We start from the raw sequence: 13,692 nt of genomic DNA, 5'->3' as shown, positions 1-13,692 counted from the left end.
GGCTGCCGATCCGGAGCGTTGCGCTGCCAGGGCTCATCACGGCCCCAGCTTCTGACGGGCGCCCTCCGGCAGGGTGAGCCGCACCGGCACGACGGCCTCGGTGTCGGTGGGCATCGGCAGCAGTTCCCGCAGCAGCCGGGCGTAGGTGATGTTCACGGCCACGGTGGCCTCCAGCCGCTGCACCAGGCTGGTGATCAGTCGGTCCTGGGTCAGCGACAGGGTGACTTCGTTGGTCAGGCCGCTCTGGTAGCGGAGCCGGGCATCCCGGTAGGCCTCCAGGCTGGCGCGCACCCCCCGCTGGGTGGAGGCCAGCCTGCCCAGGCTTGCTCCATGTTCAAAGAAGGCCTGCTCCAGCCGCAGGCGGATGTCGTTGCGGGAGGCGGCATAGCGCTGCGCCTCGGCCTGCTCCTGCTGCGCCAGGCTCCGCAGCTCCGCCGCCGTGCTGCCGCCGTCGAAGAGCAGCCAGCGGAAGGCCAGCCCCACCGACCAGTCCGTGCCTGCGCTGTTCTGGGTGGGGATCACCGTTGCGCCACAGCAGTCGCCGCTGATGTTCCACTGTTGGGTCTGGCTGCTGCCGGCGGCGGCAGCCGCGAACAGGCTCAGGCGGGGCAGCAGCTGGGCGGCCAGGGCCTGGCGGTCCTGGGCCAGGGCGTCGCGGCTGGCCAGCACCAGCGCCAACTCTGGATTGTCGTGGTAGGCGGCCAGCAGGCTTTCCTCCAGTCCAAACGGCCACCGGGGCTGGATCCGGATCGGGTCCGCGGCGCGGGGGGTGAGGTTGGCCGGCAGATTCAGCAGGATCGCCAGCCGCCGGCGCGCCACCGCCTGGTCGGCGCGGGCCTGGATCAGCTGCTCCTCGCTTTCCGCTTCAAAGGCCTGGCGGCGCAGCAGGTCGAGCCGGGGCACCAGCCCCGCCTGCTTGAGCGCCAGCACCTCTTCGAGGATCACCCCGTCGTTGCGCAGGTCTGCTTCGCGGATGCGCACCAACTGATCGGCCCGCTGCAGGCCGTAGTAGGCCTCACTGACCTCCAGCTGTCGGTGCCGCAGGCTGTTGGCATAGGCGGCTCGCGCCTGCCGCAGCCGCGCCCGGGCCGCCTGAATTGTGGGGCTGCGGGCGAAATCCAGCACAGCCAGATCCAGCTCCAGGCCACCGCCCAGTTGGCGCACCCCCTGGTTCAAAGTGGCGTTGGCACCGCTGGGGACGAAGAACGGGCCGTCGGTGGTTGAGCCGTCGGCGGCCCGCAGCCCGGCGGCGGCGAAGTTGGGCCCGAGGCCCAGGCTGCCGTTGCCGGCGGGCACCCCGAACCGTGTCGCCGTCTGGTCGTAGGACAGCCCGCCCACGGCGGCGATGCGGGGCCAATAGGTACCCAGGCGGCTCTCCAGCTGGGCCAGGGCCGCGGCCACCTCCAGGCGCCGGGTCTGCAGCTGGGGACTTTCGGCCAGCGCGATCACCACCGCCTGCTCGAGGCTGAGTGCCTGCACCTGCTGGTCGCGCAGCTGCGCCGCCGTCGGTAGGGCAAGCGGGGGTGGGGCCGGTGGCGTCACGCCAGGAGCGGCGCCACCGGTTTCTCCGTCTTCCGTTCCAGGCAACAGCTGATCTAGCAGGCGCAGCTCGGCGTCCAGGCGGCTCCAGGAGCGCTCCAGGGCAGCGGCATGTTGCTGGCCGGCGCGGGCTGCGCCAGGCCCGCCTGCCGCCCCCGCCACGGCCCGTCCATGCTCCAGCGTGATGGTCAGCAGCGCCACGCTCAAAGCGAGTCTGGCGGCGATGGAGCGCCTGGTGATGGAACGCCTGGCGACGGTCGCAAGTCTGGCGGTGGGTCTGGTCATGCCTGCAGCGCCTGCCACCGCCGCTCCATCGCTTCGAGCCCCTCGGCCGCATGCTCCAGCAGCACCAGACGGCGGGCTACGTGGCGCTGGCGAACGGTCGGCAGCTGCTCGAAGGCCGGGCTGTGCAGCAGCTCGCGGCAGGCCCGCAGGGCAGCGACGGCCAGGGCCTGGCTCTGCGCGCTTTGCGCCCTGCCGCTGGCCGCCACTGACGGCAACGCCTCGTCCTGCTCGAAGCGGCAGGTCTGCCATCCCTCCAGCCGCTGGGCCATGGCGTCCAGCAGCCTCACTTCCGCCATTCTCAGCTCTACCAGCGCCGGCGGTGACAGCAGTGGAGGCGGCAGGCTGCGCAGCCCGTCGAGGGTTCCAAGCAACAGCGAAAAGGTGGCATCGCAGAGTTGCCACAGGTGATGCAGGGGCTGCCTGGCCGGATTGAGTCCCAGCTCCGTGATCGCCGCAGGCAGGCCTTGCCGCAGGGCCACCAGCTGGGCCAGGTCCTGGCGGTGGCGCCGGCGCCGCTCGCCGACCGAAGCGGCGGGGGCCAGCGGGCTGCTGAGCCGCTGGCCTTCCTCGCGCAAGCCTGCGGCGATCGTGCCCATCAGGCACCGGCAGCCGTCGTTCTGCTGCTGGATCGCCCTGCTGGGCCAGATCCAGCGCACGGCCAGCAACCCCACCACGATCCCCAGGCAGGTCCAGCCCAGGCGCAACGGAATCCAGCTGGAGAGGTTGGAGCTGTGTACCAGCCAGCCCATCACCACGATGAAGCCAGCCACCTTGTAGCCGCTCTGCAGACCCAGCGCCCCGCCCAGCAGGCGGGTGAGCGTCAGGGCGACGCCGAGGGCCAGGGGCAAGGGCAGGCGCAGGCCGCTCTGGCACACCAACAGGATGGCCACCCCCATCAGGCTGCCCAGCAGCCGCTGGCGGCCCAGGGCATAGGAGCCGCCGTAGCTGCCGGCCATCACGGCGGTGATCGCCATCGGCATGTAGTACCCATCCGGCAACGGGCTCAGCACCGCAAAGCCGGTACTCAGCCCGGTCACCACCGCCAGGCGCCATTCCTGCCGCGGCGGCAGCTTCATCGGGCCGGCTCCAGGCTGGCGGTGCCGGCCCGAGCCAGGGTGCTCCGTTCGCAGAACTGCAGCGACAGCAGCGCCCGCCGCAGCCGGCGGTGTTCCTCCTCCAGCGAGAGCAGCAGCAGCGCTGGCAGGGCCAGCACCCCCTGGACCGGCTGCAGGTGCAGGGGACCATCGCCGCCTGCCGCCGGCGACTGCAGATGCTGAAGCGCCCGTTGCAGCTGCGGCGCCAACGCGGCGACGGCCGGCTCATTGCCCAGGTGGGCGGGGAGCTGGCCGAGCAGGCGTTCGAACTGCACCCAGTGGTGGTGAATGGTCTGCCAGATCAGCAGCCGCTGCCGCCAGCGCGCCTGCCGCAGCAGGTGCCGGGCATGGCCCGCCTGTTCCTGCTGCACCAGTTGCTCCAGGGCGAGCAGGCGGGCGGTGAAGTCGGCTCGGGAGAGCGGCGCGGGTCGTGCCTGCCCCAGCTGTGTCCATGCCACCAGGGCGACGAGCTGCAACTGCAAGTTGGTGTGCAACTGCCGCTCCAGGGCTCCGATGCGCTGCAGCCTGTTCTTCGGCCAGAACAGCAGGGCCGTCAGCAGTGCAACCACGATTCCCACGGAGGTGTCCACCATGCGGTTGAACACGTAATCCCAGTTGAGTTCGGTGTACCGGGGGATCAGCAGGAACATCAGGCTGATCGTCACGGCGGTGGACAGCCCCCCTTGCCAGCCCAGCAGGCGCAGCAGGGGCACGGTCAGCAGCAGGGACACCAGCACCGCGGGCCAGCCGTCCATGATCGTGTGCACGAGAAAGGCCACCAGGCCGCCGCTGGCGGTGCCGAGCACCCGGGCCATGGCCGCTTTCACGGTCAGCTCGTCGTTGTCATCGATGACGAAGATCACGGCCAGCAGCGGGTACCACACGAACGCGATCCGATCGCTCCAGAGCGCGATCGCGGCGGTGATCAGGCTGGCCAGGCCAAGGCGGAGGCTCTGCTGAAGCAAAGGGGAGAGTGGGGCCATAGCAGCGCTGCGGCGCATTGCCGGCACGGTACCGGCCCCGTCCATGGCGGCTGGTTCCTGTCTTGGCGCCGTGGCTCAGAAGAGGAAGCGGTAGCGGCCGTTGTCGGCCGGCTCTGGGGAGGTGCTGGCGGTGCTGGGCCAGTCGGCCTCCCAGTAGCTGATGCCGTTGCGATCGAACGGCCGGCCACCGAGTCGCTCGGTGCTGAGCTGGGTGGAGGCCATGGCGGTGATCAGGCCACCGATTTCCATGGGTCCCAGATCGGTCTTGACGTCTTCCCCAGCGGCAGTGAGCAGGGTGGGCAGGCGCATGAGGTTGTCCGGCCGGATCAGCTTGCGGAACACCGCCGCCAGAACCAGCTGCTGCCGCTCGATGCGGCCGATATCCGCGTTCTCGTCGTGGCGCCAGCGCAGAAAGCCTTCCAGATCGCGGCCCTTGAGCGTCTGCAGGCCCGGCTGCAGGTCGATGGTGAGGCCCTGGCTGTTGTCCACGTAGTACATGCGCTTCGGCACATCCACTTCCACGCCACCCAGCACATCGCCCATGCGCCGGATCGCGCTGAGGTTCACCCTGATGTGGTGACCGATCGGCCGGCCGAGGCGCTCGGAAAGCTCCTCCTTCACGGCCTCAATGCCGCCGTAGGCGAAAAGGGCGTTGGCCTTGATCGGGCCGAAGCGAGCGGAATCGATGTAGGTGTCGCGCGGCACCTGGGTGATCTGGGTTTTGCCGTTCTCCACCCGCAGGGTAAAGATCACATCGGTGTTGCCACCGCCCACATCAGATCCAAGCACCAGCAGATCGCGGTCGGTGTCAACCCAGCTGCCGAAAGGATTGCGGAAGCCTTCCAGCTTCACGGTGGTGTTGCCCTTGATCAGATCGGCCAACGGCACCGCCAAGGCCAGCCCGCCGCCAAGCCCGCACATGACGGCGACCAGGATCGGCCCAAGGCCGCCGGAACGTCGCTTGGGCGGTGGAGCGCTCTGGCGTCCGGCTACAGGCGCCGAAGGAACCGATGTGGATCTCTGGCGCTTTGCTGCCGATGTCTTCATATTGAAACCTTATTTCATCCCGCCGGCGGATTTCTACCCCAGGTTCAGCAAGGTGAGTCAGTTCCTGAGCTGGTGTGCTCAGCGGCCCTGATCGCGGCGTTGGCGCACCAATTCGCGCGCCGCCGGCAGTGCCGGATCCAGCTCGATCGAACTGAACGGTGGCAGCGGTTGCTGGCGGAGCCAGGCGCCCCAGCGAAACTCATGGAAGGGCAGGGTTGGTTGGGCGCGGATCAGCCCCTCCTGCTTGAGCTTCCAGACCAGACTGCGGTAGGGGTCGTCGCCAAGCGCCTCCAAGCGCCTCGGCAAGCGCTCCGGTGGGTGCGGTCCGCGCCCCTCGCCATCGTGCAGATACAGCCAACCGCGGCGGTTGAGCTCTTCGAGGCAGTGGGCACGGCTGGCGCCCTCCAGCCGCAGCACGACGGCGCAGTACACGCTCACGCCCGGGTCGACATCGAGCAGGGCCCGCAACCGGTGATGGCGGTCGATCATCCAGTGCTCCCCGGCGCTGCTGACCGCCACCGGCACCGGACGGCTGCGCAGGTAGCGGCGGCGGCTGGCTGGGGATTCAAGGCGGAAATCACAAGCCCGGGCCCGCACTTCCGCCAGACCGAGGCAGAGCTGGGTGGGCTGTAGGCGGTCGAGCGGCAGCTCCAGCAGTTCCGTCTGGGACGTCGGCGGCAGTTCGTGGGGTCCGGAGCTCTGCGCCATCGTCAGGGGGCAGCAGGGGGCCCTGAATGTTTTGTCCATGCTGCAACATTCCCGGCGGCCCCGTCGTGGCGGATCCAGCGAAGGCCGAACATTTGCCTCTCTTGTGGTCCTGCGGCTGCGGCGAAGTTGCATCAGGCCAGCAGCGTTCGTTCTGGCATCTTCAAGCCAGCCGCTTGCTTTGGGCCTGCTTTCATGCCAGCCGCTTGCTTTGGGCCTGCTTTCATGCCAACAGCGGTTCTTCGCGGCGCAGCCCGGCCTGGACGCGCCAGAGGTTGGCGTAGGCGCCGGAGCGAACGATCAGCTCCTCGTGGCGCCCCGTCTCGACGATGCGGCCCTGGTCCATCACCACGATCCGATCGGCGTGGCGCACGGTGCTGAGCCGGTGGGCGATCACCAATGTGGTGCGGGTGGCGGTGATGTGGTCGAGGGAGCGCTGGATGGCCGCCTCGGTTTCGTTGTCCACCGCGGCGGTGGCCTCATCGAGGATCAGCACGGGGGGATTCTTGAGAATGGCCCTGGCCAGGGCGATCCGCTGCCGCTGACCGCCCGAGAGCCGCTGGCCCCGCTCGCCCACCACGGTGTCGTAGCCCTGAGGCAAGGCATCGATGAAAGCGGCGGCTTCGGCCAGGGCTGCGGCTCGGGCGATGGCGCTGCGGCTGGCCCCGAAGCTGCCGTAGGCGATGTTCTCGGCCACGGTGCCATGGAACAGAAACACCTCCTGGCTCACCAGCCCGATGGCCCGGCGCAGATCCCCAAGCCGCAGCTCTCGGATCGGCTGGCCATCGAGCAGGATTTCGCCGGCCTGCACCTCATAAAGCCTTAGCAGCAGCTTCACGATTGTGCTTTTGCCCGAGCCCGTGGCGCCCACGATCCCTATGGTGCTGCCGGCCGGCACGGTGAGCTCGAAAGCGCTCAGCAGGGGATCGCGGCCGCCGTACGCGAAGCCCACAGCGCGGAACTCCAGCCGGCCCTGCACCTGCTGGAGCGGCAGCGGCCGGGACCCGCCGGGAATGCTCACCGGGGTTTCAAGCAGATCCAGCACCCGGGTGGTGGAGGCCATGGCCCGCTGGTAGTCGTCGAGGGTACGGCCCAAGGTGGTGAGGGGCCAGAGCAGGCGCTGGGTGATGAACACCAGGAAGCTGTAGCTCCCTACGGCGATCGCCCCCTGCCACGCCTGCAGACCGCCGATCACCAGGATTGCCAGGAAGGCAAACAGGATCGCGAAGCGGATCAGTGGGATGAAGGCGGCTGAGAGGCGGATCGCCCGACGATTGCTGACCCGATAGGCCTCGCTTTCGCCGCGCAGGCGCTCCAGCTCCCAGGCTTCGGCGGCGAAGCTCTTGATCGTGAGCATGCCGCCGAGGTTGTTGGCCAGGCTGCTGTTGAGATCACCGGCCCGATCACGCACCTCGCGGTAGCGCGGAGCCAGCCGCTTCTGGAAACTGAGGGAGCCCCAGAGGATCACCGGGATCGGCAGAAACGCCACTCCCGCCACACTGGGGGAGAGCACGGCCATGGCTGTACCTACCGCCAACACGGTCGTCACCAGTTGCAGCAGCTCGTTGGCGCCATGGTCGAGGAAGCGCTCGAGCTGGTTGATGTCGTCGTTGAGGATCGCCATCAGCCGACCGCTGCTGCTCGACTCGAAGAAGGCCATCTCCAGCTGCTGGAGATGGCCGTAGGCCTCGAGGCGCAGCTCGTGCTGCACAGTCTGGGCGAGGTTGCGCCACAGCACGCCGTAGAGGTATTCGAAGCCGGATTCAGCGCTCCAGATCACAAACGAGAGCAGGGCCAGCAGGCCCAGCTGGCTCGGCACGCTGCGAAAGCCAAGCGAGGCGAGGCTGGAGGTCTGCTGGCGGACCACCACATCCACCGCCAGGCCGATCAGCACCGGGGGCGCCAGATCGAAGATTTTGTTGAGCACCGAACAGAGCGATGCCTGCCACACCCTCCGGCGGTGCGGCCGCAGGGCCCGCAACAGTCGCTTCAGCGCGGGGGAAGCGGGGTGTTGCGCTTGCAAGGATGGTGACGGGGGCGGAACGAGTGGCGGCATGGCCTGGGCAGGCGTGGCAAAGCGTGAAGCAGAACAGAAGGAAAAGGGAAGAAGAGAGGAAAAGGGCGAAGGCCATCTGATTGTCACGGAACCAACACCCAGCGATCCCGAACCAATGTCTGCCCCTGTTCCCTGGAGTCTGGCCTGGTGCGAGAACGGCGAGCTCGCCCCTCAGGACCGTTTCGATCTGCTGCAATCCCTCGTGCTCACCGAGTCCAGTGAGGTGCAGGCCACGTTGATCGCCACGCTTGAAAAGCTGGCCCTGGAGCAGGTGAGCCTGCTCTGCACCGACGGCGTGACCAGCCTCTGGAGCTGAACGCTCAGAGTCGGTATTTCGTGGTGGCGAGCTGCCGGCAGATGTCAGTGGCTCCCTGGATGCTGGAGCCTTTGTTCACCTGCTCCACGAAGCAGCTGCAGGTGTAAGCCCCCATCCCGTCCGGGGGCACGATCCGGGCTGCCTGAAACGCGGCTTGAAACCCCGCCAGGCAGAACCTCGTGACGCTGTCGTTACGGTTGGAAGCCGACGCGCTCAGCGTTTCGGCTTCCACCGGAACGGGGAAGAGCGTGAGGGCGGCCAGCGAGGTGAAGGCGAAGACCTGGCGCATGGAGGGCCTCAAGGCGATGGCTGGAAGGGCCGAGGGGATCAGCCCTCGTGGCGGGAGATCTGCAGTTCCTTGTTCATCACCCGCAGCCGGGCGAGAGCAGCGAACACATCTTCAGGCATTCCCTTGGGCAAATCGATCACGCTGTGCGTGTCGAAGATCTGGATCCTGCCGATGCTGCGGCCGTTGAGACCGGCCTCATTGGCGATCGCTCCGACGATGTTGCCCGGCTTAACCCGGTCACGCCAGCCCACTTCGATGCGGAAGCGGTCCATCTGGTCGTCGGGGGGGGCGCTGCCTTCATCGCGAAGCCCGGAGCCACTGCGGCCCTGGCCGAGGGGTCGCCGTTGGTCGCCGCGTTCGCCGCGGCGGCCATCGCCGTCCCGTTGGCGGTCACGGTCGCGGCCGCCGCTCTGTTGCCAGTTTTCTTCGCCTTGGGCCAGCAGCGGGCGCTCGCCCACGGCAAGCTGCAGCGCGGCCAGGGCCAGCTGCTCAGGGGTGGCTTCGATCTCGCGCCCGACGCGCAAGAGGATTTCGCTCAGCAGGGCCAGCTCCTGGGGCTCACTGGCAGGTTCCTGCACGGCAGTGGTGAGGCGCTGACGCAGGCGGTCGAGCCGGCTCTGGTTGATATCGGCGTTGCTGGGCACCTCCATCAGGTCGATCGGCTTGCCGACGGTGCGCTCAAGGCCTGAGAGGAAGCGGCGCTCCCGTGGGGTGAGGAAGAGGATCGCGTCGCCCTTGCGACCGGCCCGGCCGGTGCGGCCGATACGGTGGACATAGGCCTCGCTGTCGAAGGGGATATCGAAGTTGATCACCAAGGTGATGCGATCGACGTCGAGGCCGCGGGCGGCCACGTCGGTGGCCACCAGCACATTCACCTTGCCGCTGCGCAGCCGCTCCACGGTGCGCTCCCGCTGGGCCTGCGGCACATCGCCGTTGAGGACGGCGACATCGTGGCCCTGCTGTTCAAGGGCTTCAGACACCGCCAGGGTGATGGCCTTGGTGCGGGCGAAAATGATCACACCTTCGCTGCTTTCGGCCTCAAGCACCCTGGTGAGCGCTTCAAGTTTCTGCGATCCGTTCACCACCAGATGGCGCTGGCGAATGGAGCTGGATTCAGCCCCTTTCTGCCGGATCGTCACTTCCGCCGGGCTGCGGAGATAGTTCTTTGAGAGCCGCCGAATTTCGGCCGGCATGGTGGCAGAGAACAGGATCACCTGGCGCTCGCTCGGCAACTGCCCCAGCACCCACTCCACGTCGTCGATGAAGCCCATGCGCAGCATTTCATCGGCTTCGTCGAGCACGAGGCTGCGCAGGCCGGAAAGATCGAGGGTGCCTTGGCGCATGTGATCCATCACCCGGCCAGGAGTGCCCACCACCACCTGCACACCACGGCGCAAACGCACGATCTGGTCGCGGAAATCGGCACCGCCGTAGATGGGGAGCACCCGCACCTGCGGGAGTTTGGTGGCGTAGCTGTTGAAGGATTCCGCCACCTGCAGCGCCAGCTCGCGCGTGGGGGTGAGCACCAGCACCTGAGGGGTGCGCTGGGCTGGATCGAGGCGGGCCAGCAGGGGGAGGGCGAAGGCGGCTGTCTTGCCGGTGCCGGTCTGCGCTTGGCCCACCAGATCGCGGCCCAGCAGCAGCTCGGGAATGGCGGCTTTCTGAATCGGGGAAGGTTCGGTGTAGCCGCAGCCTTCGACGGCTTCAAGCAACTCGGCGGAGAAGCCGAAGCTGGCAAAGCCGTTCTTCGGCTCAGCAGGAGCTTCGGTGGTGCTCACCGGCACGGTCAAAGTGCTGGCCTCATTGATGGCTTCCGCCACGGTGCTGCTGCTGCAGGAGGTTTCCAGCGCAGTGAGATCCACGCTTGTCAGCGGCAGTTCGGAGGAATCGGTGACGGTTGGGTCAGCGGAGAGAGAAATGGTGGTGATGGGGGGGCTCGTCGGGGTGGAATCGGAGGCGGCGAGGGACGCGTTGGTGTCAACGGAGCACGCGAAGCTCTCGCAAGCAGAAGGCTGGGTCACGAATCTGGGTGGGTGGCTGGGGCCTGAGGAGTTCCTTCAACACAGGCCGGCAGCAACCCGAAGCTCATGGCCTTGATGGCCTGTAGCACGCCTGCCTTGCCCTTCATTAAAGGGTGAACCCACAATGTAACACCTGAACGGCTGAAGTCCCGCTCATGTGCTGCTGACAGTTCGGCCGTAATCGTCCTGCCACCGCTCGATGTCGCTTTCTTCGAGGCGACTGCCCCGCTGCACCTCAACGATCACCAGATCGCTGGAGCCGGCAGTGAGCCGGTGCATCGCGCCCACGGGGATGAACAGGGTGGCGCCCGGTTGGGCAGGCATTGATTCCCCCTCCAGCTCCAGCCAACCGTTGCCGGCCACCACCACCCAGTGCTCGCAGCGGTGGCGATGCCGCTGCAGGCTGATGCGCCGGTGAGCCAGCACCAGCAGCCGCTTCACCCGGTAGGTGTTGCCGTCGGCGAGAGTTTCGAACCAGCCCCACGGGCGCTCACACCGGCCGACGCCGGCGTCAGCCTCAGGCTCTAGGCCTGTTGGAGGCTCGTGGCCGGACTCAGGCAAAGGCGGAGGGTTGCCAGGCTTGGGCGCGCTCCAGGCTGATTTCGGCGATTTTGTCGTGGGCGTGCAGCCGGCGCTGAATCTGATTCGTGCAGTTCTGCCAGCCCGGGGGTGTGGTGGTGGCGTCGAAGCAAGCTTCGGATCGGTCGTCGAGCATGCGCCCGAGCGTGGCCTCGGCGCCGGCTTTCGGATCCGGCAGCAGGAGGTAGTAGCGAACCATCGACGCTGCAGCGGAATGCGTTTCCAGTCTGTCGCATCACGTGGTCTGCCAAGGGCGGCAGGACCGCAGCGGCAGGAGCCGCAGATGCCATTGGCTGCTGGTTCGGTGCTTGTTGGCTGTTGGTTCGGTGCTGCTCAACCCTCGACTGGGAACGGCCCGAGCCTTGAGGAATTCAGGACCGAGAACGTGCTCACCAAATGATCTGTAGCAACGGATTCACCTGCAGACAAGGCTGAGGGGTTGGATGCTGGGCGGATCTTTTCTGCTTCCCATGCCCAGTTCGCAGCGTCTCGCCGCCATCCAGTGCATCCAGGAACGGCCAGCACCGGAGTTTCCTCCCATTGCGCCCCTCTCGGAGTTGTGGGCCTCTGACGTCTTCGATCTGGCCAAGATGAAGTCGTCCTTGCCGAAGGAAATTTTCAAATCGGTTCAGAAAACGATCAAAGAAGGCGGCAAACTTGATGTTTCCGTGGCCAATGTGGTGGCCCAGGCCATGAAGGACTGGGCGGTGGGCCGTGGAGCCCTCTATTACGCCCACGTGTTCTATCCGCTGACCAACTCCACCGCTGAGAAGCACGACGGCTTCATCTCCACCCAGAGCGATGGTTCGGCCATCTGCGAATTCACCGGAAAGGTGCTGGTGCAGGGCGAGCCTGATGGTTCCTCCTTCCCCAACGGCGGCATCCGCTCCACCTTCGAAGCCCGCGGTTATACGGCCTGGGACATCACCAGCCCGGCCTTCCTGATGGAGACGCCCAACGGCATCACCCTCTGCATCCCCACGGTGTTCGTCTCGTGGACGGGTGAAGCCCTCGACAAGAAAACACCGTTGTTGCGCTCCAACGCAGCAATGAACAAGCAGGCCCAGCGGCTGCTCAAGTTGCTCGGCAACACGGAGGTCGCCCCGGTCAATTCCAGCTGTGGTGCTGAGCAGGAATATTTCCTTGTTGACAGCGCCTTCGTGACGCTCCGCCCCGACCTGCTGCTGGCGGGCCGCACCCTTTTCGGCCATCCTTCTGCCAAGGGTCAGCAGTTCGACGACCACTACTTCGGTGCGATCCCCCAGCGGGTGCAGGTGTTCATGCAGGACGTGGAACGCCAGATGTACAAGCTGGGCATTCCCGCCAAAACACGCCACAACGAAGTGGCACCAGGCCAGTTCGAGATTGCACCCTTCTTTGAGGCGGCCAATGTGGCCACCGACCACCAGCAGCTCACCATGACGCTGCTGAAGAATACGGCGCGCCGTCACGGCATGAATTGCCTGCTGCACGAGAAGCCCTTCGCAGGCATCAACGGCTCCGGCAAGCACGTCAACTGGTCGGTGGGCAACGGCACCCAGGGCAACCTGCTGGATCCCGGCAGCAGCCCCGAGGAGAACATGCAATTCCTGCTCTTCTGCGGCGCTGTGATTCGCGGCGTGCATCTCTATGGCCCGCTGCTGCGTGCAGTGGTGGCCACGGCCGGCAATGATCATCGCCTTGGTGCCAACGAAGCTCCTCCCGCGATCATTTCGATGTATCTCGGCAGCCAGCTGGAAGAGGTGTTCACGATGATCAAGAATGGCAACCTCGGCAGCACCGACCACGGTGGATTGATGCAGCTCGGTGTCGACACCCTGCCCGAGTTCCCCAAGGATCCGGGCGATCGCAACCGCACCTCCCCGTTCGCCTTCACCGGCAACCGTTTCGAGTTCCGCGCGGTGGGTTCGAATCAATCCGTGGCCGGCCCGCTGGTGGCGATGAACACAATCCTGGCCGATTCGCTCAAGTACATGTCTGACGAACTGGAGGCCAAAATGGGCGCCGGTGCGTCGCTGGAGTCGGCAGCCGCTGAAGTGCTGCAGACGATCATGCAGCAGCACGGCAATGTGGTGTTTGGCGGCGATGGCTACTCCAGCGAGTGGCATGAAAAGGCCGTGAGCGAAAGGGGCCTGGAGAACCTCCCCACCACCGCCGATGCGCTGCTGGTGCTTGAGCGCGACGACATCAAGGCGTTGTTTGAGCGCACCGGTGTGCTCACCCCGGTGGAGCTGCACAGCCGCTTCGAGGTGTACGCAGAGCAGTACGTGCTGGCGGTGGAAGTGGAGGCAAAGCTGGTGCTGCAGATGGCCCGCACCCAGGTGTACCCGGCGGTGATGACCTACCTCGGCCAGCTGGCCAATTCCCTCCACTACCAGGAAACCTTGGGTCTGCCGCCCGATCGGGCCATGGCGGGCCGCATCGCCACCCTCAACCAGGAGCTGCTGGCCAACGCCGTGGCCCTGGAATCCGCTCTGGCCAGCCCGCCCCATGGGGAGACTGCCCACATGCGCCACTGCGCCGACACCCTGCTGCCGCTGATGTACAAGATCCGCGAAGCCGTTGATGGGCTCGAAACCCTGGTGGACGACAACGCCTGGCCCCTGCCCACCTACCAGGAGATGCTGTTCATCAAGTAGCCAGCGCGTTGGGGGGCGGGCTCTCTCTTGTCCCCTGTGCGTTCTGAGCACTGCACGCAGCACTGCACGCAGCGCTGCACCGAACGTTGTTCTGAATGGTCCATGTCTGGGGTCCTGGCCGCTACAACGCGCGCCGAGG

Annotated in this window: 12 protein-coding genes; 2 read left to right on the top strand and 10 right to left on the bottom strand. The window is 66.7% G+C overall.

Going from position 1 to position 13,692, the window contains the following annotated elements:
* Positions 1-36 precede the first annotated feature (36 nt).
* From KBY97_RS01705 to KBY97_RS01680, 6 genes are all read right to left on the bottom strand, one after another.
* Complete coding sequence (locus tag KBY97_RS01705; RefSeq protein ID WP_255144906.1) at positions 37-1,740, bottom strand: TolC family protein; 1,704 nt, start codon at positions 1,738-1,740, stop codon at positions 37-39.
* Positions 1,741-1,820: 80 nt separating this feature from the next.
* A complete protein-coding gene (locus tag KBY97_RS01700; RefSeq protein WP_255144905.1) occupies positions 1,821-2,900 on the bottom strand; it encodes an FUSC family protein in 1,080 nt (359 codons plus the stop codon).
* Entirely contained in the window at positions 2,897-3,901 is a 1,005-nt protein-coding gene (locus KBY97_RS01695; protein WP_255144904.1) for an aromatic acid exporter family protein, read from the bottom strand. Before KBY97_RS01695 ends, KBY97_RS01700 begins: the two co-directional genes overlap by 4 nt.
* Before the next feature lie 75 nt (positions 3,902-3,976).
* The gene (locus tag KBY97_RS01690) at positions 3,977-4,822 is read right to left on the bottom strand and encodes an LCP family protein (protein ID WP_255144903.1); all 846 of its coding nucleotides are present in this window, start codon (positions 4,820-4,822) and stop codon (positions 3,977-3,979) included.
* A 204-nt stretch (positions 4,823-5,026) separates the two neighbouring features.
* Complete coding sequence (locus KBY97_RS01685) at positions 5,027-5,656, bottom strand: ParB/Srx family N-terminal domain-containing protein (RefSeq protein ID WP_255144902.1); 630 nt, start codon at positions 5,654-5,656, stop codon at positions 5,027-5,029.
* A 220-nt stretch (positions 5,657-5,876) separates the two neighbouring features.
* Entirely contained in the window at positions 5,877-7,709 is a 1,833-nt protein-coding gene (locus KBY97_RS01680) for an ABC transporter ATP-binding protein (protein ID WP_399217091.1), read from the bottom strand.
* Positions 7,710-7,824: 115 nt separating this feature from the next.
* Between KBY97_RS01680 and KBY97_RS01675 the strand changes: the two genes are divergently transcribed.
* Positions 7,825-8,025 carry a hypothetical protein gene (locus KBY97_RS01675; protein WP_255144900.1) on the top strand — a complete coding sequence of 67 codons (201 nt, stop codon included), beginning with the start codon at positions 7,825-7,827 and terminating at the stop codon, positions 8,023-8,025.
* Between the two features lie 4 nt (positions 8,026-8,029).
* Here the strand turns inward: KBY97_RS01675 and KBY97_RS01670 are convergent, their stop codons facing one another.
* The 4 genes from KBY97_RS01670 to KBY97_RS01655 all read right to left on the bottom strand — a co-directional run bounded on the left by KBY97_RS01670 (position 8,030) and on the right by KBY97_RS01655 (position 11,113).
* A complete protein-coding gene (locus KBY97_RS01670; protein ID WP_255144899.1) occupies positions 8,030-8,314 on the bottom strand; it encodes a hypothetical protein in 285 nt (94 codons plus the stop codon).
* Positions 8,315-8,352: 38 nt separating this feature from the next.
* Positions 8,353-10,335: a DEAD/DEAH box helicase gene (locus tag KBY97_RS01665; RefSeq protein ID WP_255144898.1), complete on the bottom strand. Its 1,983-nt coding sequence runs from the start codon at positions 10,333-10,335 to the stop codon at positions 8,353-8,355.
* A gap of 153 nt (positions 10,336-10,488) precedes the next feature.
* Entirely contained in the window at positions 10,489-10,896 is a 408-nt protein-coding gene (locus KBY97_RS01660) for a phosphomannose isomerase type II C-terminal cupin domain (protein ID WP_255144897.1), read from the bottom strand.
* Positions 10,889-11,113 carry a hypothetical protein gene (locus KBY97_RS01655; protein WP_094511015.1) on the bottom strand — a complete coding sequence of 75 codons (225 nt, stop codon included), beginning with the start codon at positions 11,111-11,113 and terminating at the stop codon, positions 10,889-10,891. The genes KBY97_RS01660 and KBY97_RS01655 overlap by 8 nt, the downstream gene beginning before the upstream one ends.
* A 271-nt stretch (positions 11,114-11,384) precedes the next feature.
* Here KBY97_RS01655 and KBY97_RS01650 point away from each other — a divergent pair, with 271 nt between their 5' ends.
* Positions 11,385-13,553 (top strand): glutamine synthetase III, encoded by a 2,169-nt coding sequence (locus tag KBY97_RS01650; RefSeq protein ID WP_255144896.1) that lies wholly within the window; start codon positions 11,385-11,387, stop codon positions 13,551-13,553.
* Positions 13,554-13,692 lie beyond the last annotated feature (139 nt).

The organism is Synechococcus sp. ATX 2A4 (assembly GCF_024346375.1).
Taxonomy (GTDB): domain Bacteria; phylum Cyanobacteriota; class Cyanobacteriia; order PCC-6307; family Cyanobiaceae; genus MW101C3.
Note: the sequence above shows the minus strand (reverse complement) of the source record. Positions and strands in the feature narration are given on the sequence as shown.

Coding starts and splice junctions, on each gene's coding strand:
- KBY97_RS01695 (WP_255144904.1), bottom strand. CDS start 3,901: ATGGCCCCACTCTCCCCTTTGCTTCAGCAGAGCCTCCGCCTTGGCCTG.
- KBY97_RS01700 (WP_255144905.1), bottom strand. CDS start 2,900: ATGAAGCTGCCGCCGCGGCAGGAATGGCGCCTGGCGGTGGTGACCGGG.
- KBY97_RS01680 (WP_399217091.1), bottom strand. CDS start 7,709: ATGCCGCCACTCGTTCCGCCCCCGTCACCATCCTTGCAAGCGCAACAC.
- KBY97_RS01690 (WP_255144903.1), bottom strand. CDS start 4,822: ATGTGCGGGCTTGGCGGCGGGCTGGCCTTGGCGGTGCCGTTGGCCGAT.
- KBY97_RS01650 (WP_255144896.1), top strand. CDS start 11,385: ATGCCCAGTTCGCAGCGTCTCGCCGCCATCCAGTGCATCCAGGAACGG.
- KBY97_RS01675 (WP_255144900.1), top strand. CDS start 7,825: ATGTCTGCCCCTGTTCCCTGGAGTCTGGCCTGGTGCGAGAACGGCGAG.
- KBY97_RS01655 (WP_094511015.1), bottom strand. CDS start 11,113: ATGGTTCGCTACTACCTCCTGCTGCCGGATCCGAAAGCCGGCGCCGAG.
- KBY97_RS01670 (WP_255144899.1), bottom strand. CDS start 8,314: ATGCGCCAGGTCTTCGCCTTCACCTCGCTGGCCGCCCTCACGCTCTTC.
- KBY97_RS01685 (WP_255144902.1), bottom strand. CDS start 5,656: ATGGCGCAGAGCTCCGGACCCCACGAACTGCCGCCGACGTCCCAGACG.